The organism is Streptomyces sp. NPDC048411 (assembly GCF_040704695.1).
Classification (GTDB): Bacteria; Actinomycetota; Actinomycetes; order Streptomycetales; family Streptomycetaceae; genus Streptomyces.
Map to the genome: position 1 here is coordinate 37,892 of NZ_JBEZKL010000031.1, position 20,859 is coordinate 58,750.

The window sequence follows — 20,859 nt, forward strand, 5'->3', positions numbered from 1 at the left end:
GCGTCGTGCAGACCGTCAGGCCTTCGCGGGCTTCTCCGAGTCCATGCCGGGACGGGCGTTCTTCCACTCGCCGCGGGTGAAGTCCGGGATCTGCTGCGGCGCGCCCTTCGCCTTGATGGAGAGGTGGCTGAGCGGTACGGGAGACGTCCAGGTCGCCGCGTCGTACACATCGAAGTCGGGAACGAGCCCCAGACGCATGCACTGCATCAGCCGGAACACCAGCATGTAGTCCATTCCGCCGTGCCCGCCGGGCGGGTTGGCGTGTTCCTTCCACAGCCAGTGGTCCCAGTCGGCGTACGTGCCGAAGTCGCCCCAGGTGTCGTCGGTGTGGTCGGGCTCGATATAGATGCGGGCCGGATAGTCCTCGAAGAGCCCCTTCGTGCCGCCGAGGCTGTTGATCCGCGAGTACGGATGCGGTGTGGACACGTCGTGCTCCAGCCGGATGACCCGTCCCTTGGCGGTCTGGACGAGACTGATCGTGCGGTCGCTCTCGATATAGGTCTCCTTCCAGCTCGGGTCACCTGCCGGCATGTGCTTCTTCCGGTACTCGGCGAGCCCCAGGGACGGCGAACCGACGCTGGTGATGCTCACCGCACGGTCCCCGCGGTTGAGGTCCATGTAGTTGGCGACCGGACCGAACCCGTGGTTGGGGTAGAGGTCGCCGCGCAGCCGGGTGTGCCACAGCCGGCGCCACGGCCCCTCGTAGTAGTCCGGATCGAACATCAGGCCGCGCAGATCGTGGTTGTACGCGCCCGCACCGTGCAGCAGGTCGCCGAAGAGACCGGCGTGCGCCATGCGGAGGACCCGCATCTCGTTCCGCCCGTAGCAGCAGTTCTCCAACTGCATGCAGTGCCGTCTGGTGCGCTCGGAGAGATTGACCAGCTCCCAGAGCTGATCGAGCTGGAGCGCGATCGGACACTCCACCCCGACATGCTTGCCGTGGAGCATGGCGGTCTTCGCCATCTCGAAGTGGAAGTCCCAGGGAGTCGCCACATGGACGAAGTCGATGTCCCCGCGCTTGCAGAGATTCTCGTAGTCGTTCTCGCCGTTGGTGTAGACGGCGGGCGCCGGCTGACCGGCGGCGGTCACCTTCGCGGCGGCCCGCCGGGCCTTCTCCTTGACCGGGTCGCACACGGCGACGACCTGTACTCCGGGGACGGCGAGATAGAGATCGATCATGCTCCCGCCGCGGTTGCCGAGGCCGACCAGGCCGACCCGGACGGTGGAACGCCCTTCGAACGGAACTCCCACCATGGTGGCGCCCTGGCGCTGCGGCGTGGCCGTCTGTGCCTGGCCACCGGCGGCGGAATCGGGGCCGAGGGGGGTGGCGGCGGATGCGGTGCCGCTGCCGAGACCGCCCAGTCCGAGCCCGGCACCGGCCACGCCGGCGGCGGTCGTCCACAGGACCGAACGACGGCTCATCGAGCCGTCGTCACCGTCCTCCGTACCGTGGTTCTGCTGTGCTGCGTCGTTCATCGATCCTCCAGGAGAGGGGTCTGACGTGCGCGGCTTTTGCTCTGAACCTCGGTCATGACCTTGATAGTTGAGACTGCTGATACGCAAGGGGAGGGTTTGGACTCTCGAAACCGAAACCATGGACTTTTGTACGCGACTCACCGGGTGTCCAGGAGGACGCCGACCACCGGGCCCGGCGGATGTGGCCGGACCCGGCGGCCGGTTGTGTACGCAGTCGTGCGAGAGGCGTGTCAGGGGCGCGTCGCCCGCTCCAGTTCCATCAGGACCGAGTGGTACGCGCGCCCCGTGGCCCGGTCCATGCCGATTTCGCACATCCGGTTCGCGGAGAGATAGGCGTCGTACTCACGGGAGTTGACCTCGGCCGCCTCCTTCGCCGTGGCCGACGCGGTCAGCTCCTTGTGCAGCATCCCGCGGTCGCCCGCGAACGCGCAGCACCCGGCGTCGTCCGGTACGACGACCTCCTCCGCACACGCCTCGGCGACTGTACGCAACTGCTCCACGTCGCCGAGATGCTGCATGGAGCACGTCGGGTGCAGCACCGCCGAGCCGGTCTTCCGCAGGATCGTCAGTTTCGGCAGCAACTCGTCGGCCGCCCAGACGAGGGAGTCGACGACTGTCAGTTCCCGGTGCAACTCCCGGTTGTCCTCGGTGAGATAGGGCACCACCTCATGGGCGATGCCCAGCGTGCACGACGAGGCGTCGACGACCAGGGGCAGCCTTCCGCCCGCTGTCCAGCCCCAGGCGGCCTCCACGATGCGGTTGGCCATCACGGCGGTTCCCTCGTCGTAGCCCTTGGAATGCCAGATCGTCGAGCAGCAGGTCCCCGCGACGTCCTCCGGGATCCATACCGGCTTTCCGGCGCGGGCCGAGACGGCGACGACGGCCTGCGGAAGCGACGGGCCACGGTGGCCTTCCGGACCGCCGAAGATACGGTTCACGCACGCCGGGTAGTAGACGGCGCTCGCCCCGACCCGCGAGGTGCGGGGCAGCTTGCGGGGCGCCGCGCCGGGGATCTCGGGCAGCCACTCGGGCACCAGATCGGGACGTACGGCCTTGCGGGCGAGCCCGGTGACGGTTTCCAGCAGCCGGTCGCCGATCTTGTCGGCCGCGGCGATCGCGAGCCGCGCCGAGGCCTCCACCGCCTTGAAGTTCCTCGCGGTGAGTGCCGCGATCCGTTCCTCGCGCGGTGAGTGCCGCTGGTGGCGGAAGTCCTTCATCATGGCGCCGGTGTCGATGCCGACCGGGCAGGCGAGTTTGCAGGTGGAGTCACCGGCGCAGGTGTCAACGGCGTCGTACCCGTACGCGTCGAGGAGCCCGGTCTCCACCGGCGAACCGCCGGGCTGGCGCATCATCTCCCGTCGCAGCACGATCCGTTGACGCGGGCTGGTGGTGAGGTCGTGACTGGGACAGGTGGGTTCGCAGAACCCGCACTCGATGCACGGGTCGGCGATCAGCTCGACCTCGGGAATGGTCTTCAGCCCGCGCAGATGGGCCTTCGGGTCACGGTCGAGGACGATCCGCGGCGCGAGCACCCCGTCGGGGTCGATGACCTGCTTCGTACGCCACATCAGCTCGGTCGCCTTCGGGCCCCACTCCAGTTCCAGGAAGGGCGCGATATTGCGACCGGTGGCATGCTCCGCCTTGAGCGAGCCGTCGAAGCGCTCCACGGTCAGCCGGCAGAAGTCGTCCATGAACGCGGCGTACCGGTCGACATCGGACGACTTCGCCGCATCGAACGCGAGCAGGAAGTGCAGATTGCCGTGCGCGGCATGGCCCGCGACGGCGGCGTCGAAGCCGTGCTCCGCCTGGAGCCGGAGGAGGGATTCGCAGGCGTCGGCGAGCAGCGACGGCGGGACCGCGAAGTCCTCCGTGATCAGAGTCGTACCGGACGGGCGGGAGCCGCCGACCGCGGTGACGAACGCCTTCCGGGCCTTCCAGTAACCCGAGATGACCTTGGCCTCGCGGGTGAACTCATTGGTCACCGAGGCGACCGGCGCGACAAGGTCCAGCCCCTCGACGACCGCGGCCGCCGCCCGCTCGTACGCCTCCTGCCCCGGCTCGTCCGGAGCCCGGAACTCCACCAGCAGCGCCGCCGTCTCCTTCGGCAGCTCGGCCCAGTCCGCGGGCACGCCGCGGACGCTCACCGACGCCCGCAGCGTGTTGCCGTCCATCAGCTCTACGGCGATCGCCCCCGCCTCGTTGAAGCGGGGCACGGCAGCGGCGGCGGCGGTCAGCGAGGGGAAGAAGAGCAGGGCGCTGGAGACCTTCCGGTCCAGCGGCAGCGTGTCGAAGACGACCTCGGAGATGAAACCGAAGGTGCCCTCCGAGCCGACCATCAGTCCGCGCAGGATCTGTACGGGGGTCGAGCCGTCCAGGAACGCGTCGAGCCGGTAGCCGTTGGTGTTCTTGATCTCGTACTTGGCGCGGATCCGGGCGGTCAGTTCCGCGTCCGCCTCGATCTCCGCCTTCAGGGCCAGCAGCCCCTCGCACAGCTGTGGTTCGGCGTGGGCGAGCAGTTCGTCCGCCGCCGGATCGGCCGTGTCGACGACCGTGCCGCTCGGCAGCACAAAGGTGAGCGAGGCGACGGTCCGGTACGAATTGCGGGTGGTGCCCGCGGTCATTCCGGAGGCGTTGTTGGCAACGACCCCGCCGATCGTGCACGCGATGGCGCTGGCCGGGTCGGGACCCAGCAGCCTGCCGTACCGGGCGAGGGTGGCATTGGCACGCATGACTGTGGTCCCGGGGCGGATCCGGGCCCGCGCACCGTCGTCCAGCACCTCGATGCCCGCCCAGTGGTGCCGGACGTCGACGAGAATGTCCTCGCCCTGCGCCTGGCCGTTCAGACTGGTGCCCGCGGCCCGGAAGACGACTTCGCGGCCTTTGCCGTGCGCATACGACAGGATCGCCGAGATGTCGTCGATGTCCTCCGGGACGACGACGACTTGCGGGACGAACCGGTAGGGGCTGGCGTCCGAGGCGTATTTCACCAGGTCGGAGACGGTCCACAACACCTTCTCCGGTCCGAGCAGCGCGGTCAGTTCGCCGCGGAGCGGCTCGGGCGTGCCCGTGGCCCGCACGTCGGGGACCCGGTCGGGGGACGGGGTGCGTGCCGCACCCGGGCGGAGGACTTCCGGCTTCGGCTCCAGCAGCGGCATGGCGATGGCCCCCTCGGTGGGTCGGTGCGGTACTCCCACCTTTCTACAGCGAAGATTCAGACCGACCGGCGCATGGGGGGTGGGAGAGGGAGCGGGGCTGGGTGCGTGCAGTTGCAAGGCGGAGGATTGAGGCATGGCGGAGCCATGGTGATTGACGACAACGCGGCAGGTGTGCGTGCCCAGCCCCGCGACGCCGCCTCCCATGCGCCGGTCGGTCTCACAGCTCATGATCGGTGCAAGGCCTCGAGGCCGCCCGGCGAACCGGCCCGGCACGGGGCTGCGCCGACTCGCCCCGGCACCCGGCACCATCCGAAGGCGGAGCCTCAGCAGCGACGCTCCGGCATTCCCGCGACCAGAGCGGACAGCAGCCCGCCCAGCACCTCGCGCTGATCGACGGTCAAGGGAGCCAGGATCTCCTCCGCGGCCGCCCTCCGCGCGTCGCGCAGCGAGCGCAGCGTGGCGCGGCCCTCGTCGGTGATCTCGATCCGGACCACCCGGCGGCTGTCCGGGTCCGGGGTGCGGCGCACCCGGCCGCTCGCCTCCAACGCGTCGACCAGACTGGTCACGGCGCGCGGCACGACATCCAGGCGCTGCGCGAGATCCGCCATCCGGGGCGGCCCGTCGTAGTGGGCGACCGTGCGGAGCAGCCGGAACTGGGCCGGCGTGATGCCGATCGGCTCCAGCTGGCGGCTCTGGATGCGCTGGAGCCGGCGGGTGAGCCGCAGCAGCTGCTCGGCCAGCAGGCCGTCGGAGTCGGGGGAGTCCATGGAGGGAACAGTATCAGGACGACATTCATTGTGAGGATAGGTAACAATGAGCTATGCTCTCAGAGGTCGGACTGCCGCCTGCGGCGGTCTCTCTCCGCCACGCCTGTCGAAGGAGCCCATGAAACCCGACGAACCCACGTGGACACCCCCGCCCAGGGACGGCGTGCGGCCGCCCACCGAGCTGCGTCGCATCCTCCGCCTCTTCCACCCGTACCGCGGCCGGCTCGTGCTGGTCGGACTGCTCGTCGGCGCCTCGTCGCTGGTGTCGGTCGCCTCGCCGTTCCTGCTCCGCGAGATCCTCGACACGGCCATCCCCCAGGGGCGGACGGGACTGCTCTCGCTGCTCGCCCTCGGCATGATTCTCACCGCCGTGATGAACAGCGTCTTCGGCGTCCTGCAGACCCTGATCTCCACCACCGTCGGCCAGCGCGTCATGCATGACCTGCGCACGTCCGTCTACGCCCAGCTGCAGAGGATGCCGCTCGCCTTCTTCACGAAGACCCGCACCGGCGAGGTGCAGTCCCGTATCGCCAATGACATCGGCGGCATGCAGGCCACGGTCACGTCCACCGCCACCTCGCTGGTCTCCAACCTGACGGCGGTCATCGCCACGGTCGTCGCCATGCTGGCGCTCGACTGGCGGCTCACTCTCGTCTCGCTCCTCCTGCTGCCGGTCTTCGTCTGGATCAGCCGCCGGGTCGGCCGCGAGCGCAAGAAGATCACCACCCAGCGCCAGAAGCAGATGGCCGCCATGGCGGCCGCGGTCACCGAGTCCCTCTCCGTGAGCGGCATCCTGCTCGGCCGGACGATGGGCCGGGCGGACTCCCTCACCCAGGGCTTCGCCGACGAGTCCGAGCGCCTGGTCGACCTCGAAGTGCGCTCCAGCATGGCCGGGCGGTGGCGGATGTCGACGATCGGCATCGTCATGGCCGCCATGCCCGCCGTCATCTACTGGGCCGCGGGACTCGCCCTGCAGTTCGGCGGACCCGCTGTCTCCATCGGCACGCTCGTCGCCTTCGTCTCGCTCCAGCAGGGCCTTTTCCGGCCCGCCGTGAGCCTGCTCTCCACCGGGGTGCAGATGCAGACGTCCCTCGCACTCTTCCAGCGGATCTTCGAGTATCTCGACCTCAGGGTGGACATCACCGAGCCCGAGGAACCCGTCCAACTGGAGAAGATCCGTGGCGAGATCCGCTTCGAGGATGTGGACTTCAGTTACGACGAGAAGAGCGGCCCGACCCTCAGCGGTGTCGATGTCACCGTGCCGGCCGGCGCCAGCCTCGCCGTTGTCGGACCCACCGGTTCCGGCAAGTCCACGCTCAGCTATCTGGTGCCACGGCTGTACGACGTCACCGGCGGCCGGGTCACGCTCGACGGCGTCGACGTACGCGAACTGGACTTCGACACGCTCGCCCGGGCCGTCGGTGTGGTCTCCCAGGAGACGTACCTTTTCCACGCCTCCGTCGCCGAGAACCTGCGCTTCGCCAAGCCGGACGCGACAGATGCCGAGATCGAGGCGGCCGCCCGCGCGGCACAGATCCACGACCACATCGCCTCGCTGCCCGACGGCTACGACACTCTGGTCGGCGAGCGCGGCTACCGCTTCTCAGGCGGCGAGAAACAGCGGCTGGCCATCGCCCGTACCATCCTGCGCGATCCGCCCGTCCTGATCCTCGACGAGGCGACCAGCGCCCTCGACACCCGTACCGAATTCGCCGTACAGGAGGCGATCGACGCACTGTCCGCAGGGCGCACCACGATCACCATCGCCCATCGCCTCTCCACCGTTCGCGACGCGGACCAGATCGTCGTCCTCGACGGCGGCCGGACCGCCGAGCGCGGCAGCCACGAGGAGTTGCTCCAGCAGGACGGCCGCTATGCCGCGCTTGTCCGCCGGGACACCCAACTCGACCCCGTGACAAGCTGAGGAAGCTTTATCGTGTCGCGCGCCGGGCACAGCGCGGTGGTGAAGGTCCAGGCGGCCGAACATGGCATGACAGGGATGCGGGAAGCGGTGGTGCCGGCCAAGGCGGGGCCGGCACAGTACTTCCGGCCCCACCCCTACGCTCCTGACGTCCAGGGCGGGCTGCCGTTCCACGCGGCCGACCATGAGCGGTGGGACGCCGAGTTCCCCGACCACCCCCTCACCCGGGTCCGCCGCACCCTCGGCGCGCTCGAGGAGGCGGTCACCGTGGTACGCGAGTTCGCTGCCCTGCCCGAGTTCACCGGGCCGGGGAGCTGAGGCTGAGACCGCACACGCGACGGCGCCGCCGCTCCCGTGGGACGGGGAGCGACGGCGCCGGGGCGGAGCAGAGGTCAGACGAGCCAACCCACGAAGTGGACGAGTCCGGCAAGCAGGTTGGTCAGGACGTTCATCAGGTGTATCTCCTCGTACATGGTGCATCTCTGGGACAGCGCAGTCGCGGTCTGCAGCCCGTTGTTTGCGCCCTGTAATCATCAGGTGCCGCAGGTGAGTTGAGCAACGATCGGCCATACGATCACGCGTTCCAGCGAACATCCGATCCCCTGTTCGTGTGTTCTGTCCTCGCGCTGTGGAGCCGTGTCGTTCCGTCCTGGTGCCCCTCCCGGCAGACCTGCCGGTCACGGAACCAGCCGCCGACGATCCGGGACAGCGTGCCCGCATGGCGAACGAGCGAGCGGCAGCTGAAGGGCGCTGTCACACCAGAGCGCCGGTGTGCGCGCCCCCGCGGCCGACGGCTTCGTCCCCGCCGGCCTTCAGCAGGTGCCTGATGGCACGCACCGCCGCCCGCCCTGCCCGATTGGCGCCGATGGTGCTCGCCGACGGCCCGTACCCGACGAGATGGACCCGCGGGTCCCGTACGGCCTGTGTGCCTTCGACCTGGATACCGCCGCCGGGCTCGCGCAGCCGCAACGGCGCGAGATGGTCGATGGCGGCGCGGAACCCGGTCGCCCAGAGGATCACATCGGCGTTCACCGTCCGCCCGTCGTCCCACGCCACCCCGGTCGGAGTGATCCGGTCGAACATCGGCAGGCGGTCGAGCACTCCCTCCTCCCGGGCCCGCCGCACGGCGTCGGTGAGCGGCAGCCCGGTCACGCTCACCACGCTCTGCGGTGGCAGCCCCCGCCGTACGCGCTCCTCCACCAAGGCGACGGCGGCCCGCCCCTGGTCCTCGCCGAATGGCCCCTCCCGGAAGACCGGAGGCCGACGCGTCACCCAGAAGGTGTCCGCCGCCACCTCGGCGATCTCCATCAGATGCTGAGTGCCGGAGGCGCCGCCACCGACCACGACCACCCGCTGCCCGGCGAACTCCTGGGGCCCCGGATAGTTCGCGGTGTGCAGCTGGCGCCCCCGGAAGGTCTCCTGGCCCGGGTAGCGCGGCCAGAACGGCCGGTCCCAGGTGCCGGTGGCATTGATCAGGGCGCGTGTGGCATACGCACCCTCGGAGGTCTCGACGAGCAATCTCCCGCCGTCGCCCTCCCGCACCGCACTCACTTCCACGGGCCGGTGGACCCGCAGGTCGAAGGTGCGCTCGTACGCGTCGAAGTACTCGCCGATCACTTCGGACGACGGGCGGCTGTCGTCGGCGCCGGAGAGTTCCATGCCGGGCAGCGCATGCATGCCGTGGACCTTGCCGTACGTCAGTGAGGGCCACCGGAACTGCCAGGCGCCGCCCGGACGGGGCGCGTGGTCGAGCACGACGAAGTCACGGTCGGTCTCCAGACCTGCGCGGCGCAGATGATAGGCGCCGGACAGACCAGCCTGTCCGGCGCCGATCACGACCATGTCCACTTCGCGTGCTGCCCCGACCCCAAAGTTGTTCACGGTTCTACCAACCACTTCGGGCTCAAGGATCTTCCCGGTCAGCGGCTCGGGCGATCAGCAGTGGCGCCCCGCCCGGAGCGGGCGCCGGGCGCCCGTTCGCGGCAGGGGCCCCAACAGCGGCGATGCCGGAACGGTCGACAGCAGACCGCGCGCCGCCGGCTCCGGTGCCACCGGACCGTATGGCCCTGCTCCTTCGCGAGCCCGCGGATCCAGTCGATCTTCTCCTTCACGGTGGTCGGCGGCTCGCCCAGGTCGGATGGACCCCGTACAGCTACGGCCGGGTGGCGTGCAGCTCTGTGGGAGGCTCAGGGCTTGCGGCGGACCGGCGTGCCGCGGTCAGGCGATTGTGTGGCGGGACGAAAGACGGAGAGGCAGGGGATCGGTCACTCCCCGTTCGGTCGGTCAGCACAGCGCCGAGCGCCCCTGGGGGCTCGTGGCGGTTCGTGCGACGATCGCCCGATGAACGATCTGAACTTCCGCCTCGCCGAGGATGCCGACCTCGCCACTCTCGTTCGCGTGCGTGACGATGCCGCCCGCTGGATGTTCGCCCGGGGCATCACCGGCCAGTGGCAGCCCGGCGAGCTGAATGAGGACCACTTCCGCCGGATCATGGCGAGCGGCGGCGAAGTCTGGCTCGCCGAGGTTGACGACCGCGTGGCCGGGGCCTGGGAGTTGTGGTGGGAGGACGAGGAGGCCTGGGGGCCGCAGCCGCCGGTGGCCGGTTACGTGCACCGGCTGATGGTGGACCGCAGCAGCGCCCTGCCCGGGACCGGGCGGCTGCTGCTGCAAGCCGCGGAACACCGCGTGGCCACCGCGGGGCGGGCGTTCGTACGTCTGGACTGCCTGGCCGGCAACGCGCGCCTGAACGCCTACTACCTGGACGACGGCTACCGGGTCGTTGGCCACAAGGCGGGCAAGCCACAGCCGGGCGGTACACCCAAGTCGTTCACACTTCTCGAGAAGACCGTGCGGGCAGGCCATGAGGACGGTTACTCAACGCCGGTGCTGCACACCACTTGACGTATCCATACCGGACAAAGTGTTGTTCACCGGTCGCCGCGATCGGCACCGCCGATCTCGGAACGTGGACGCGCAGTCTCGCGCCACGAGCGAGAAGATGGGGGGCATGCCCGATGCCTTCATCACCAGCGTTCTGCACATCACGACCGGTGGCGCCGAGACGGTCACCGACCTGACGGACGACTGTGTACGGTTCCTCACCCGTGCCGCCGTCGGCCGACACGGCCTGCTCAACATTTTCGTGCCTCACGCCACCGCCGGAATCGCCATCCTGGAAACCGGAGCGGGCAGCGACGAGGACCTCCTCGCCACCCTCCACACGCTGCTGCCCGCGGACGACCGCTACCAGCACCGCCACGGCAGCCCCGGCCACGGCCGCGACCACGTCCTGCCGGCCCTGATCGCACCGCACGCCACCCTGCCGGTGATCGGCGGACGGCTGGAACTGGGTACGTGGCAGTCGGTGTGCCTGGTCGACACGAACAGGAGCAATACCAACCGTCAGGTCAGGTTGTCGTTCCTGGGTGCCCGCGAGGCCTGACTGTACGGGTCATGCCCGGCCGCACCAACTGTGAGGGGCGTCGGCCGAGGCCGCACCGATTCCAGCGACACCTTTCCCCGTGCCGCCGCCGACGTGCGGCCGTGGCGCCGGTTCTGCTGAGCCTGAGCTGGCCGGCCCGCTGTCGGTACTTCTTCTATCCGGTTCTCGTGGACCCCGAGGACTTTGGACTCGACGAGGTTCTCGTAGCGGTGTTCCGCGACACCATGGAGAAGCCGGTGAACGCCGACGGGCTGGGCATCATGCGTTTGCGGCCACGCCTGGCGCGGACACGAGTACCGCGCGCAGGAGTATCCGGTGGCCGCGGATGTGTGCGCACGCCGGCTCGTACTCGAGCAGAGCTTCAGTTCCCTTGGGATGCCGAACGGTCTGGACACCATGGCCAAGTTCACCGACGTTTTCACGAAGGCACCGATCGACGACCGCGATGCCCTGATCGCCTTGGCGCGCGACGAAGCTGCACGCGCAGGACGAACTCTGCCAGGCGCTACGGCTGTTCACGGAGCAGCCGCACAACTCACCGCCCCGTCATGAGGGGGCGGCTGGCTGCCGACCGGCTCCGGGCACGTACCGGGACCGTGCGCTTCGTACAGGCCTGCGGGCTGATCGCAGGCCGCGGCGCCACCGTGTCCGCAGCCGCGGCCGTCTCCACCGTCGGGTCCGCAGGTTTCCTCGCCGGCCCGCCGATCACCGGTGCCTTCGCCGAGGCCGCCAGCCTGCGCACCGCCACGCTCGTCCCGCTCCTGCTCATGGTCGCGATGGTGCTGCTGGCACGACGGCTGGACTCCGGTCCCGACGGCGGTTGAGGACATCCGGCAGAACAGGCCCCATCGCCGCAGCATGGGTCGGTACGGAGCGGAGCCGTGGCGCTTCCCTGCACGAAGCACACGGCCGTGTCACCGATCGGGTATCGGTGACACGGCCGCGCCGGACGTCGGATCAGGACCCGTGCACCGGGCGGGGCCGCCGCCGTATACGACGGAGCGATCCGGTGCCCGGAAGTACGGGCCTGCCGACCGACGTCGGTACGTCGAACGGTGACCCGGTTCGCTAGAGAGCGTTCTCCCTGCGCGCGGCGAGCGAGTCGCGGTGGCGCACCGCCCCGTAACCGCTTTCGGCAGCAAGATGGCTGGACGAGTTCGGTGTCGCCTCGGCGCCCGCGCCCGTCACCGTGATCGCTCCGCTGAGCTTCAGCTCCGCGCCTTGCCCGTCCCGTGGAGCCGCCGCCAGCTCCCAGGTGTACAGCCCGTTGGGTGAGAGTTCCCCGTCCAAGCGCCTGCCGTCCCACGCCGCGGAGAGCTCCGCGCCGTGCTGTGCAGCGTCCAGTGTGCGGACGACGGTGCCACCCGCGTCCTTGATCACGACCTGCGCGCCCGCAGCCGCCGGCTTGGACAACTGCCAGGAGCCGTCCCAGCGGGAGTCCGTGGCCGACTGGAGGTCGACGGACGTCTCGGGTTGGGTCTCGATCTCGGCGAGCGCAGAGGTGGGCACGCCGGAGCCGACGGCGCGCATGGCGCCGGGCTTACCACGCCCGGGGACATAGGCCACTCCGCCGCCGAAGCGGTCGACGGCGAAGTAGCCGCGGGCCAGGTAACCGGCGATGTCGGCCAGCGCGCGGGTCGTCACACTGTTGACGGTGTGGAAGTCGACGAGCTGGAGCTTGCCCGCGGTCTCGTCGTGCAGAACGACAAAGCCGTCACCGAGTTCGCCGCCCTTGGGGACATCGATCATGCGCTGCGTGGTGCGGTCCCAGACGCCGGACCCCGTGGGGTCGCCGGAGGCCTCGCAGGTCCAGTACACCCAGCGGCCCACGGCCTGCAGGTCCGTCGGCGTACATTCCTTGCCGAGCGAGAAGGACTCGGTCTTACCCGACTTCAGGTCGGTGGCCTTGACGGTGCCCTTGGTGTCGCCGGGTGTCCAGAACGTCGTACCCCAGACGGCGGCAGCCGAGGCCGCGCGTGTCAGCAGCACCTTGTTGTCGCCGGACTTCTCGCGATCGATGACGTACTGCTGGTACTGCCCGAAGCCGGACACGTACCCGTACCCGAAGACGACGTACCGGCCGGAGGCGTCGACGACCTGCCCGCCGCCCGGCACGGTGAGGACCGCGGCGTCATCGGGATTCGAACGGACCTCGATCCCGGAGGTGTGCGTGTAGGCGAAGGTGCCGTCGCCCAGCGCGTACGCGCCGTTGCCCGCGGAGCCTCCTGTGCCGTCCGTGCTCAGCGCCGGCTCGGCCACCAGGCTGCGGGTACCGGCCGACGGGGTGTCACCGAGCTCGATGTGCCGCTTGTACAGCGACGGCAGGTAGTTGGTGTCCGTCTCCTGCACCGCCAGGTCCCCGGCCGCCAGCGTCACGGCTCCGTACGTACCAGGCTTCGGCGTCACGGCCCGCACCGCGCTCACGCCCAGGCTGCCATCGGCCTGCGCACTCACCTTGCGCACGGCCCAGTCGCCCCCCGAACTGCCGCCCGCGACCAGGACGCCGCCGTCGGGCGTCGGGTTCAGCCCGTACGTACCGCCCAGGCGGGCGTGCGGCAGCAGCGTCTTCGTCTCGCCCCCGCCGATCGGCGTAGCAAGTAGTGGCTCGCCGCGGTCCTTCGGCGCGTCGCTGTTGCGGTACGACTCGGTCTGCCGCAGCGAGACGACCCAGTCGCCCACCAGCGCGACGAACGACCGCTGCTCGTACGCCGACGCCACGTCGACCGTGGTCTCCGCGCCACCCAGGGCGTCCCGGCGCAGCAGGTGCACCTTCTGGTCGCCGTATGCCGGATCGAACCACCCGGCGTACGTCTCGGAGAACACCACCTGTGTGAAGCTGCTGCCCCACGAGTTTTTGAGTACGCCGGTGATCTTCCCGGTCGCCAGGTCGACCAGCCCGACCTGGCCCGTCGGGTCACCGGAGACGAAGATCGCCAGCAGGTCGGCATTCGCACCGAGCACCTTGTACGACGCCGCGCGCACACCGTTCTCGCCAGTCACCGGGGTGTCAGTGAGCTGTCCGTCGCGCAGGCGCAGCAGATGCAACGAATCGACGTCACCGCCGGCCGTCCAGGTCGCCGTCACCACGGTCTCGCCGAAGGTGCCGTGGTACGTCTGCCCCTCGGGGAGAGTGAACCGGGCCGACGTACCGGCCTTCATGTCCTTCAGCTCGACCGACCGGTCCGCCCTGGTGTAGACCCCGACCACGTCGGAGGCGTGGCCGCCGATGCGCTCGGTGGAGGTGTCGGCCGGGTCCTTGCCCACGGTCTGCGGGTCGCCGGTGACGGGACTCCAGCGGTACGCCGTGAAGTCGCCGCTGCCGTCCAGCTCCGTCCGGTTGACATCACCGACGGTGCCTGCCGACTCCAGGTTGTAGGAGCGGGGCAGGTAGCGGTCCGGGGCGTTGATCGTCAGGGTCGGGGGCGCCGCCGTCGCGGCATGGGCGCTGGTGAGGAGGAAGGGGAGGGGTCCGCTGGTGGCCGCGAGGGCCATGGTCGTGGTGAGCGCGCCTCGGACGAGTAATTGTGTTCGGTTCGGTCTGCGGCGTATGGCCACGTGAAACCTCCAATTGATCTCCAAAGGGCGCGTCAGGCTAGCACAGGGGACACACAGTATTCGAACTTATTTACGATTCCGTGTGGTCGAGCTGCGATGTGTCGGTTTCGCGTCCGGGTCAGGCCCGGCGGTCGCCGCCGGCGGTCTCCGCTTGCCGCGGTGGGGGCGCGTGGCGGTCCGCCGCTCACACTGGGGTAGCACGGCACCGGCTTTCACTCTCATGACGCGGTGTATCCCAGGTGGTTCGCTGACATGAAGTCGAGAGGCCGCGCGCGACTTTGCGCGCGTGCTGGCCCGGCAGGGTCACATCGACCAGGCCCTCGCACTGCTCGGTCCCCGGACCGCCGACAGTTCCCTTGCCGAGGTACTGGTGGAACTCACCGCGGGCCATGGCCGTGACGACGAGATCGCCGCCCTGCTCCCACCTGTCGGCGTCGGTGCGACGGTCCCCTTCGAGCCGTGGGCGACGGATGCCTGGGACACCGTCCCCCTGCACGCCACGCTCCTGGAACGCCAGGGACGCGTCGACGAGGCGGCAGTACTGCTCAGGAAATACGTCAATGTCGACGGCATGGTGTTCGCCGGGCATGCCGAGCAACTCGCCGCTCTGCTGGCCCGGCACGGACGTGAAGCGGAGCTGCGTGCCTGTCTCACCGAGGACGGGGCCGAGTACGCCCGGACCGCGCTCGCCCGCCTCCTGGAGGAACGGGGCCGGATCGAGGAGGTGGTTGCTCTGCTGAGGCAGTACAGCAGAGCAGGAGACCCTCACGCGGAATTCGAACTCGCTGAACTTCTCGCGCGCCATGGCCGCCAGGACGAAGCGATCGAGATACTGGGTCGGGCGGCCGAGACGGCCGGAGGGGACTCCGACTGGATCATCGATCTGCTCTGCCGCATCTTCGTCGAGGCTGACCGAGCAGACGAGGCTCTCGCGTACCTGGACGACCACTTCGCCCGGCACGGTGGCCACCCTGACGAGCATGCCTGCGCCCGCGCCCAGGTCATCAGGCTGTGCAGCCCTCCTGAGACAGTTGACGCCGACCAGTCCCCGCAGACTGTCCCCGCAAAAGACCGCATTTCGTTCGGGACGTTGGGCGGTGTGGTCGCGGAGGCCGAACGTCTGGTGCATCAGGGCGAGCCGGAGAAGGCGATCGCTCACCTGCGAGATCGCCTGGACGGTACGAGGAGACTGCGCATCGAAGACCTCTGAACTGCTTATCCGGACGCTCAGGCCAACCACGGATTCCGGCCGAAGGCCGCGCTCGACCTCCCGGAAAGCCACAGCTTTGGTGGTGGGGCGTGGTATGTACGCGCGCCCGCCCAGGGCCCGCTTCCGAGAGAGTGATTTCCCGGAGTGCCGGGTTGACGCCAGCTCGGCTTTTTCAGCCATCCGAGACCGGCGCCCGGCTCTCCGGTGGCAGTACGCGTCGCATGAGCACGCCGACCACCCGCGCCAGGCCGAGCGCCCCTTCCACGTCGTCCGCCCTGCGGAGCACACGCCGGACGGGGGCGACCTGGTCGAGGACGATGCCCTCGCGGGCCAGCAGGTAGGTCAACGTCAGGAACGCACACCGTGCGTTGCCGTCCTCGAACGGGTGGAAGAAGCAGATGTCGAGGTAGGCGCGGGCTGCGCGGGCGTTGAGGGGGAGGGCAGAGTCGGTGGCCTGGGTGAGGCACTTGTCGAGGAGGGCCGGGAGGTCCGCGGTGATGGCACAGCGTTCGCGGCCGGACTTGGCGTAGGCGGGTCGGGTGCGGAAGGGGACGGAGTCCGTGGCGAGGACGTGACGTTGCCACCGCTGGAGCAAGGCGAAGGCCACAGGGCGGTCGGCAGCCGCGTCGGCGCGGGCCAGGCGGAGCGGATCGAGTGCGCCGCGCAGCACCAGTTGCCGACCGGGCCGCCACCGATGTCTCCCTCGTCATGAGCCCAGCGCCAGCCGAGGACCCAGCGGCCGTAGCGCTCGACAAGGGCTCTGGTCATGGCCTCTGTCCAAGGCATCCCCACGTCCCAACTCCAGTCGTTGAGCTTTTGCAGCGATGCCAGATCGTCCTTTCCGCACTTAGGGCGGGCCGGTACGGCAGGAGCGATGGCCAGAACCTCTGTGCGAGCGGGGGCCGGGTCGAAGGGGTGGATGCGGGGGTCGACCTCGGGCCAGGTGAGGGCAGACGGCAGGAACTCGTACGTCACCAGGGGAGCCTTACCGGCGCCGCACGAATGTGCAACCGTATTCCCGAGGTGATTCTCAAGGGGGAGGTCGCCCGGGGCGAGGGGTGCATCGACTTCGCCCAGACCAGTGGGCCGAGGCCCCCGGAGGATCCCGTGGCCTCGAGCCTGCGGCTACGGTGGGGTTGCCTTAACGGAGGTTGGTGGATACAAACAGGAGTAATACCAGCCGTAACGTCCGGTTGAGCTTCTTCGGTTAGTGAGTCGCCGGGCACCCTCACGTACAGCCCGCTCTCCGGCGGCTGGCTCTCCGGCCGTTACCGCAAGAACGCCACCGAGGGCCCCGCCTCCGCGGCACGCCCGCAGGCCCGCTTCGACATGAGCACCCCCGCCAACCAGCGCAAACTCGACGCCGTCGAGCAGCTCGCGCTCGTGGCCGAGAAGGCCGGCCTCACGCTCATCGAGCTCGCCGTCGCCTTCGTCATCAACCACCCCGGCGTCACCTCGGCGATCATCGGCCCGCGCACCATGGAGCAGCTGGAGGCGTTCCTGCCCGCCGCCGGCGTCACGCTGTCAGCCGACGTACTCGACGCCATCGACGAGATCGTCGCGCCCGGCGTCACGGTCAACCCGGTCGACAACAGCTACAGCGACTTCGACCTGCGGGCCGACCAGCGGCGGCGCTGACGCGCACCCACGCGGCGGTGAGATCACGTCTCCTGTGGGCTGCGAGCCAGGGTTTCCTGGGGCGCGGCCCACGACGCGAGCAGGCGCAGACCCTCTTCGGAGGGTGAGCCGGGTTCGGCGGTGTAGACGGTGAGGGTGAGACCGGGTTCGGCGGCCATCTCCAGGCCCTCGTAGGCGAGGGTCAGGTCGCCGACGGCGTGGTGGTGGAAGTTCTTGGTGCCGGTGCCGTGGTGGCGGACGTTGTGGGCGCCCCAGCGGGTGCGGAACTCGTCGCTGCGGGTGGACAGTTCACCGACGAGGTCGTGCAGGTCCTTGTCGTGGGGGTTGCGCCCGGCCTCGGTGCGCAGGATCGCGACGGTGACGTCGGCGGCGAGGCCCCAGTCGGGGTAGAAGCGGCGGGAGACGGGGTCGAGGAAGGTGAAGCGGGCGAGGTTCGCCTGGTTGTGGGCGGTGGCGTAGATGTCGCTGTAGAAGGCGCGGCCGAGCGCGTTGGTGGCGAGGATGTCCATGCGGCCGTTGCGGACGAAGGCGGGTCCTGCGGTGATCGCGTCGAGGGTCCATTGCAGGCTGCGGTGCGGGGTCCACTGCCGGGCGGGGCGTCGGCGCCGGGGGCGGGTGAGGGCGTCGGAGCCGTCGGCGGCCTGTGCCAGGTGAAGGAGGTGGGCCCGTTCGGCGTCGTCGAGCCTCAGGGCGCGGGCGACGGCTTCGAGGACGGCGGGGGAGACGCCGGCGAGGTTGCCGCGTTCGAGCTTGGCGTAGTACTCCACACTCACGTCGGCCAGGGCCGCGACCTCGCTGCGGCGCAGACCAGGGACGCGGCGCCGGGTCCCGGAGGGCAGTCCGGCCTGCTCGGGGGCGATCTTGGCTCGCCGCGAGGTGAGGAACTCGCGGGCCTCGTGCTGGTTGTCCACTCTTCGACCGTACGTGCAGTGGGCCGCGGGAGGGATGTACTGCTGGTACACCCATCGACGGTGACTGGCTGCCCCTGGTGAAGAGGGGTTTCCTGGAAGACGTGGTGCTGTTCCCGGCCGTACGGCGGCGGGGACGGGCCGCCCGACCCCGGTGCACGGACGTTCCGCGTCCTGGGGCCGGTCACACGCGGACCCCCCGAATCGGTCCGACCTCACGTACGTAAAGGAACCCTCATGCGCGGCGCAGTGATTCACGCCCCCGGTGACGTCCGCTTCGAGACGCTGGACGACCCGAAGATCCTTAACCCCACCGACGCGATCATCCGGACGGCCGTCACCTGCGTGTGCGGCTCCGATCTGTGGCCCTGGCGGGGTCTGGAGCCGATCGGTGAGGCCCATCCGATGGGGCACGAGTACGTCGGTTTCGTCGAGGAGGTCGGTTCCGAGGTCACGGCGGTGAGGCCTGGGCAGTTCGTGGTCGGCTCGTTCGCGACCTCGGACAACACGTGCCCGAACTGCCGTAACGGCTTCCCGTCGAACTGCCTGCACCGCGAGTTCATGAGCACCTGTCAGGCCGACTATGTCCGCATCCCCAACGCCCAGGGCACGCTGGTCGCCACCGACGAGGTGCCGGGCGAGGAACTGTGGCCCGGTCTGCTTGCCGTATCCGACGTGATGGGCACTGGCTGGTGGGCCGCCGACGCCGCCGAGGTGAAGCCCGGCTCGACCGCCGTGGTGGTCGGTGACGGGGCCGTCGGTCTGTGCGCGGTGATTGCCGCCAAGGAGATGGGCGCGGAGCGGATCATCGCGATGAGCCGCCACGAGTCCCGGCAGAAGCTGGCCCGCGCGTTCGGCGCCACCGACATCGTCACCGAGCGTGGCGAGGAGGGTGTCGCCCGGATCAAGGACCTCACCGGCGGGATCGGCGCCGACTCCGTGCTGGAGTGCGTGGGCACGGCCCAGGCCATGCAGCAAGCGCTGCACTCCGCACGGCCCGGTGGCAACGTCGGCTTCGTCGGCGTCCCCCACGAGGTCGCGGTCGACGGTCAAGGGCTGTTCTTCTCCCACGTCGGCCTGCGCGGCGGCCCCGCCCCCGTGCGCCGCTACCTTCCCGACCTCATCGACCATGTCGTGACCGGCGGGATCGACCCGGGCATGGTCTTCGACCTGACCCTGCCCCTGGACCAGGTTGCCGAGGGCTACCAGGCGATGGACGAGCGCCGCGCCATCAAGGCACTGCTCAAGCCCTGACCCCGTACGTTCCCGTTTCCGCCGGGGCCGGACGCCGGGCCCCGGCCCCTGTTGAGGAGGAACCGCCAGCGTGACCACGTACGCTCTCGTCGGTGCCGGTCCCGGCCTGGGCCTTGCCGCCGCCCGCCGCTTCGGCGCCGCCGGCCATGACGTCGCCCTGATCGCCCGCGGCGCCGAGCACCTCGCGCTCCTGACGGACGATCTCCGCCGCGACGGCATCGAGGCCCGCGGATTCGCTGCGGACGTCCTGGACCCGGCCGCGCTCGCCGCCGCACTCCACGACGCGGCCGAGACGCTCGGGCCGATCGAGATCTTGCAGTACAGCCCGGTGCCGCGCGCCGACTTCATGAAGCCGGTCCTCGACACCACCGCCGACGACCTGGACGACCCGCTCGCCTTCTCCGTGAAGGGACCGGTGACCTGCGTGGACGCAGTCCTCCCCGGCATGCGGGCGCTGGGTCGCGGCACCCTTCTGTTCGTCAACGGCGGCAGCGCGGTGCGCCCGCACCCCGAGCGGGCCGGTACCTCGATCGCCTTCGCCGCCGAGAGCGCCTACGCCCGCATGCTCCATGACGCGCTCGCTGCGGAGAACATCCACGCCGCGCAGCTGATCATCCCCGGCGCGATCCGGCCCGACGCCGAGCACAGCAGTCCTCAGATGCTGGCGGAGCGGCTGTACGCCCTGCATACCGAGCGCGGTGGCTTCCGCCACTACGCCGAGCCGATGCCCGGGTGACGGCGAGGTGCTGGACATGTCTCCAACTCCAAGGCCGGGCATGCGACTTCTCCCTACCCTGCCGGTGATCTCGGCGGCTGCGGGACTGCTGGCCCTGACGCCAACCAGCTCAAGCTGCTCGCCGACGAGCGCACCGCCTGACACCGGCACACCGCCACCCCGCCCGCACCCGCACAGCAAGGAACACCTTCCGTGGAACACGTCACGCAGACCCCGACCGTCAAGGCTCCCGCCGAGCGCTTCACCGGAGACGTCTACCTCAACATGATCGAGGCCCCCGTCGAACCGGCCCGACTGGCGTCCGCCCTGGTCCGCTTCACCCCCGGGGCCCGCACCAACTGGCACTCCCACGCCAACGGCCAGACCCTCTACGTCACCGACGGCACCGGTCTCGTCGGCACCCGCGACGGCGGCGTCGTACGCGTCAGCGCCGGCCAGACCGTTAAGTGTCCGCCCGGAGAGGAGCACTGGCACGGAGGCACCGACACGACCCTCATGGCCCACATCGCCATGGTCGTCGGCGACGCCGACGGTGACGGCACCACGTGGCTGGAACCGGTGACCGACGAGCAGTACGCCGCAGCGCTCGCCATCGTCACCCGCTGAGGGCGAGCACGAGGACGGTCGACTCCACGTCGTGGGAACCAGTTCCGCCCTGAAGAGGAGGAATGAACTGTTGGCCATGACGCTCGTTTGACGCTCTGGGCGCCCGCGCACGCGAAAGTGACGTCTTCGGTGCTGCCGCGGCGGTACGAAGGCTCGGCCGCGGGGCAGCCGGGAGACACTGCACGGCGCCC

General features: G+C 69.8%; 16 protein-coding genes and 2 pseudogenes. 11 read left to right on the top strand and 7 right to left on the bottom strand.

What is annotated here, in order from left to right; all coding sequences use genetic code 11:
- Positions 1 to 15: 15 nt before the first annotated feature.
- The 3 genes from AB0915_RS14185 to AB0915_RS14195 form a co-directional block, all read right to left on the bottom strand.
- Entirely contained in the window at positions 16 to 1,476 is a 1,461-nt protein-coding gene (locus tag AB0915_RS14185) for a Gfo/Idh/MocA family oxidoreductase (protein WP_366691344.1), read from the bottom strand.
- A gap of 230 nt (positions 1,477 to 1,706) precedes the next feature.
- Positions 1,707 to 4,631: an FAD-binding and (Fe-S)-binding domain-containing protein gene (locus AB0915_RS14190; protein WP_366691368.1), complete on the bottom strand. Its 2,925-nt coding sequence runs from the start codon at positions 4,629 to 4,631 to the stop codon at positions 1,707 to 1,709.
- A gap of 323 nt (positions 4,632 to 4,954) precedes the next feature.
- On the bottom strand, positions 4,955 to 5,398 hold the full coding sequence (locus AB0915_RS14195) for a MarR family transcriptional regulator (RefSeq protein WP_366691345.1): 444 nt from the start codon (positions 5,396 to 5,398) through the stop codon (positions 4,955 to 4,957).
- Between the two features lie 118 nt (positions 5,399 to 5,516).
- Between AB0915_RS14195 and AB0915_RS14200 the strand changes: the two genes are divergently transcribed.
- Positions 5,517 to 7,322 carry an ABC transporter ATP-binding protein gene (locus AB0915_RS14200; RefSeq protein WP_366691346.1) on the top strand — a complete coding sequence of 602 codons (1,806 nt, stop codon included), beginning with the start codon at positions 5,517 to 5,519 and terminating at the stop codon, positions 7,320 to 7,322.
- Positions 7,323 to 7,637, top strand: a pseudogene (locus AB0915_RS14205) (hypothetical protein); the annotation flags it as partial. It lies immediately after the preceding gene.
- Between the two features lie 435 nt (positions 7,638 to 8,072).
- On the opposite strand, the gene AB0915_RS14210 reads toward AB0915_RS14205, so the two are convergent.
- Positions 8,073 to 9,161 (bottom strand): NAD(P)-binding domain-containing protein, encoded by a 1,089-nt coding sequence (locus AB0915_RS14210; RefSeq protein ID WP_366691369.1) that lies wholly within the window; start codon positions 9,159 to 9,161, stop codon positions 8,073 to 8,075.
- 498 nt (positions 9,162 to 9,659) lie between these two features.
- Here AB0915_RS14210 and AB0915_RS14215 point away from each other — a divergent pair, with 498 nt between their 5' ends.
- The 4 genes from AB0915_RS14215 (at position 9,660) to AB0915_RS14230 (ending at position 11,585) form a co-directional block, all read left to right on the top strand.
- The gene (locus tag AB0915_RS14215; protein ID WP_366691347.1) at positions 9,660 to 10,220 is read left to right on the top strand and encodes a GNAT family N-acetyltransferase; all 561 of its coding nucleotides are present in this window, start codon (positions 9,660 to 9,662) and stop codon (positions 10,218 to 10,220) included.
- Positions 10,221 to 10,326: 106 nt separating this feature from the next.
- A complete protein-coding gene (locus AB0915_RS14220) occupies positions 10,327 to 10,761 on the top strand; it encodes a secondary thiamine-phosphate synthase enzyme YjbQ (protein ID WP_366691348.1) in 435 nt (144 codons plus the stop codon).
- A gap of 315 nt (positions 10,762 to 11,076) precedes the next feature.
- Complete coding sequence (locus AB0915_RS14225) at positions 11,077 to 11,313, top strand: hypothetical protein (RefSeq protein WP_366691349.1); 237 nt, start codon at positions 11,077 to 11,079, stop codon at positions 11,311 to 11,313.
- On the top strand, positions 11,310 to 11,585 hold the full coding sequence (locus tag AB0915_RS14230) for a hypothetical protein (protein WP_366691350.1): 276 nt from the start codon (positions 11,310 to 11,312) through the stop codon (positions 11,583 to 11,585). The genes AB0915_RS14225 and AB0915_RS14230 overlap by 4 nt, the downstream gene beginning before the upstream one ends.
- 244 nt (positions 11,586 to 11,829) lie before the next feature.
- Here AB0915_RS14230 and AB0915_RS14235 read toward each other — a convergent pair whose 3' ends face one another.
- Positions 11,830 to 14,253 (bottom strand): FlgD immunoglobulin-like domain containing protein, encoded by a 2,424-nt coding sequence (locus AB0915_RS14235; protein WP_366691351.1) that lies wholly within the window; start codon positions 14,251 to 14,253, stop codon positions 11,830 to 11,832.
- A gap of 349 nt (positions 14,254 to 14,602) precedes the next feature.
- Here AB0915_RS14235 and AB0915_RS14240 point away from each other — a divergent pair, with 349 nt between their 5' ends.
- Positions 14,603 to 15,526: a hypothetical protein gene (locus tag AB0915_RS14240; protein WP_366691352.1), complete on the top strand. Its 924-nt coding sequence runs from the start codon at positions 14,603 to 14,605 to the stop codon at positions 15,524 to 15,526.
- A gap of 172 nt (positions 15,527 to 15,698) precedes the next feature.
- Here AB0915_RS14240 and AB0915_RS14245 read toward each other — a convergent pair whose 3' ends face one another.
- Positions 15,699 to 16,196, bottom strand: a complete 498-nt coding sequence (locus AB0915_RS14245) for a Fic family protein (RefSeq protein WP_366691353.1) — start codon at positions 16,194 to 16,196, stop codon at positions 15,699 to 15,701.
- Between the two features lie 551 nt (positions 16,197 to 16,747).
- Between AB0915_RS14245 and AB0915_RS14250 the strand changes: the two are divergent.
- Positions 16,748 to 17,164 (top strand): annotated as a pseudogene (locus tag AB0915_RS14250) (aldo/keto reductase); the annotation flags it as partial.
- Positions 17,165 to 17,187: 23 nt separating this feature from the next.
- Here the strand turns inward: AB0915_RS14250 and AB0915_RS14255 are convergent.
- Positions 17,188 to 18,075, bottom strand: coding sequence for a helix-turn-helix transcriptional regulator (locus tag AB0915_RS14255; RefSeq protein WP_366691354.1), 888 nt, complete (start codon positions 18,073 to 18,075; stop codon positions 17,188 to 17,190).
- Between the two features lie 234 nt (positions 18,076 to 18,309).
- Between AB0915_RS14255 and AB0915_RS14260 the strand changes: the two genes are divergently transcribed.
- The 3 genes from AB0915_RS14260 to AB0915_RS14270 all read left to right on the top strand — a co-directional run bounded on the left by AB0915_RS14260 (position 18,310) and on the right by AB0915_RS14270 (position 20,668).
- Positions 18,310 to 19,326: a zinc-dependent alcohol dehydrogenase family protein gene (locus tag AB0915_RS14260; protein ID WP_366691355.1), complete on the top strand. Its 1,017-nt coding sequence runs from the start codon at positions 18,310 to 18,312 to the stop codon at positions 19,324 to 19,326.
- A 70-nt stretch (positions 19,327 to 19,396) separates the two neighbouring features.
- On the top strand, positions 19,397 to 20,062 hold the full coding sequence (locus tag AB0915_RS14265; RefSeq protein WP_366691356.1) for an SDR family NAD(P)-dependent oxidoreductase: 666 nt from the start codon (positions 19,397 to 19,399) through the stop codon (positions 20,060 to 20,062).
- Between the two features lie 192 nt (positions 20,063 to 20,254).
- Entirely contained in the window at positions 20,255 to 20,668 is a 414-nt protein-coding gene (locus tag AB0915_RS14270) for a cupin domain-containing protein (RefSeq protein WP_366691357.1), read from the top strand.
- The last annotated feature ends 191 nt before the right edge of the window (positions 20,669 to 20,859 follow it).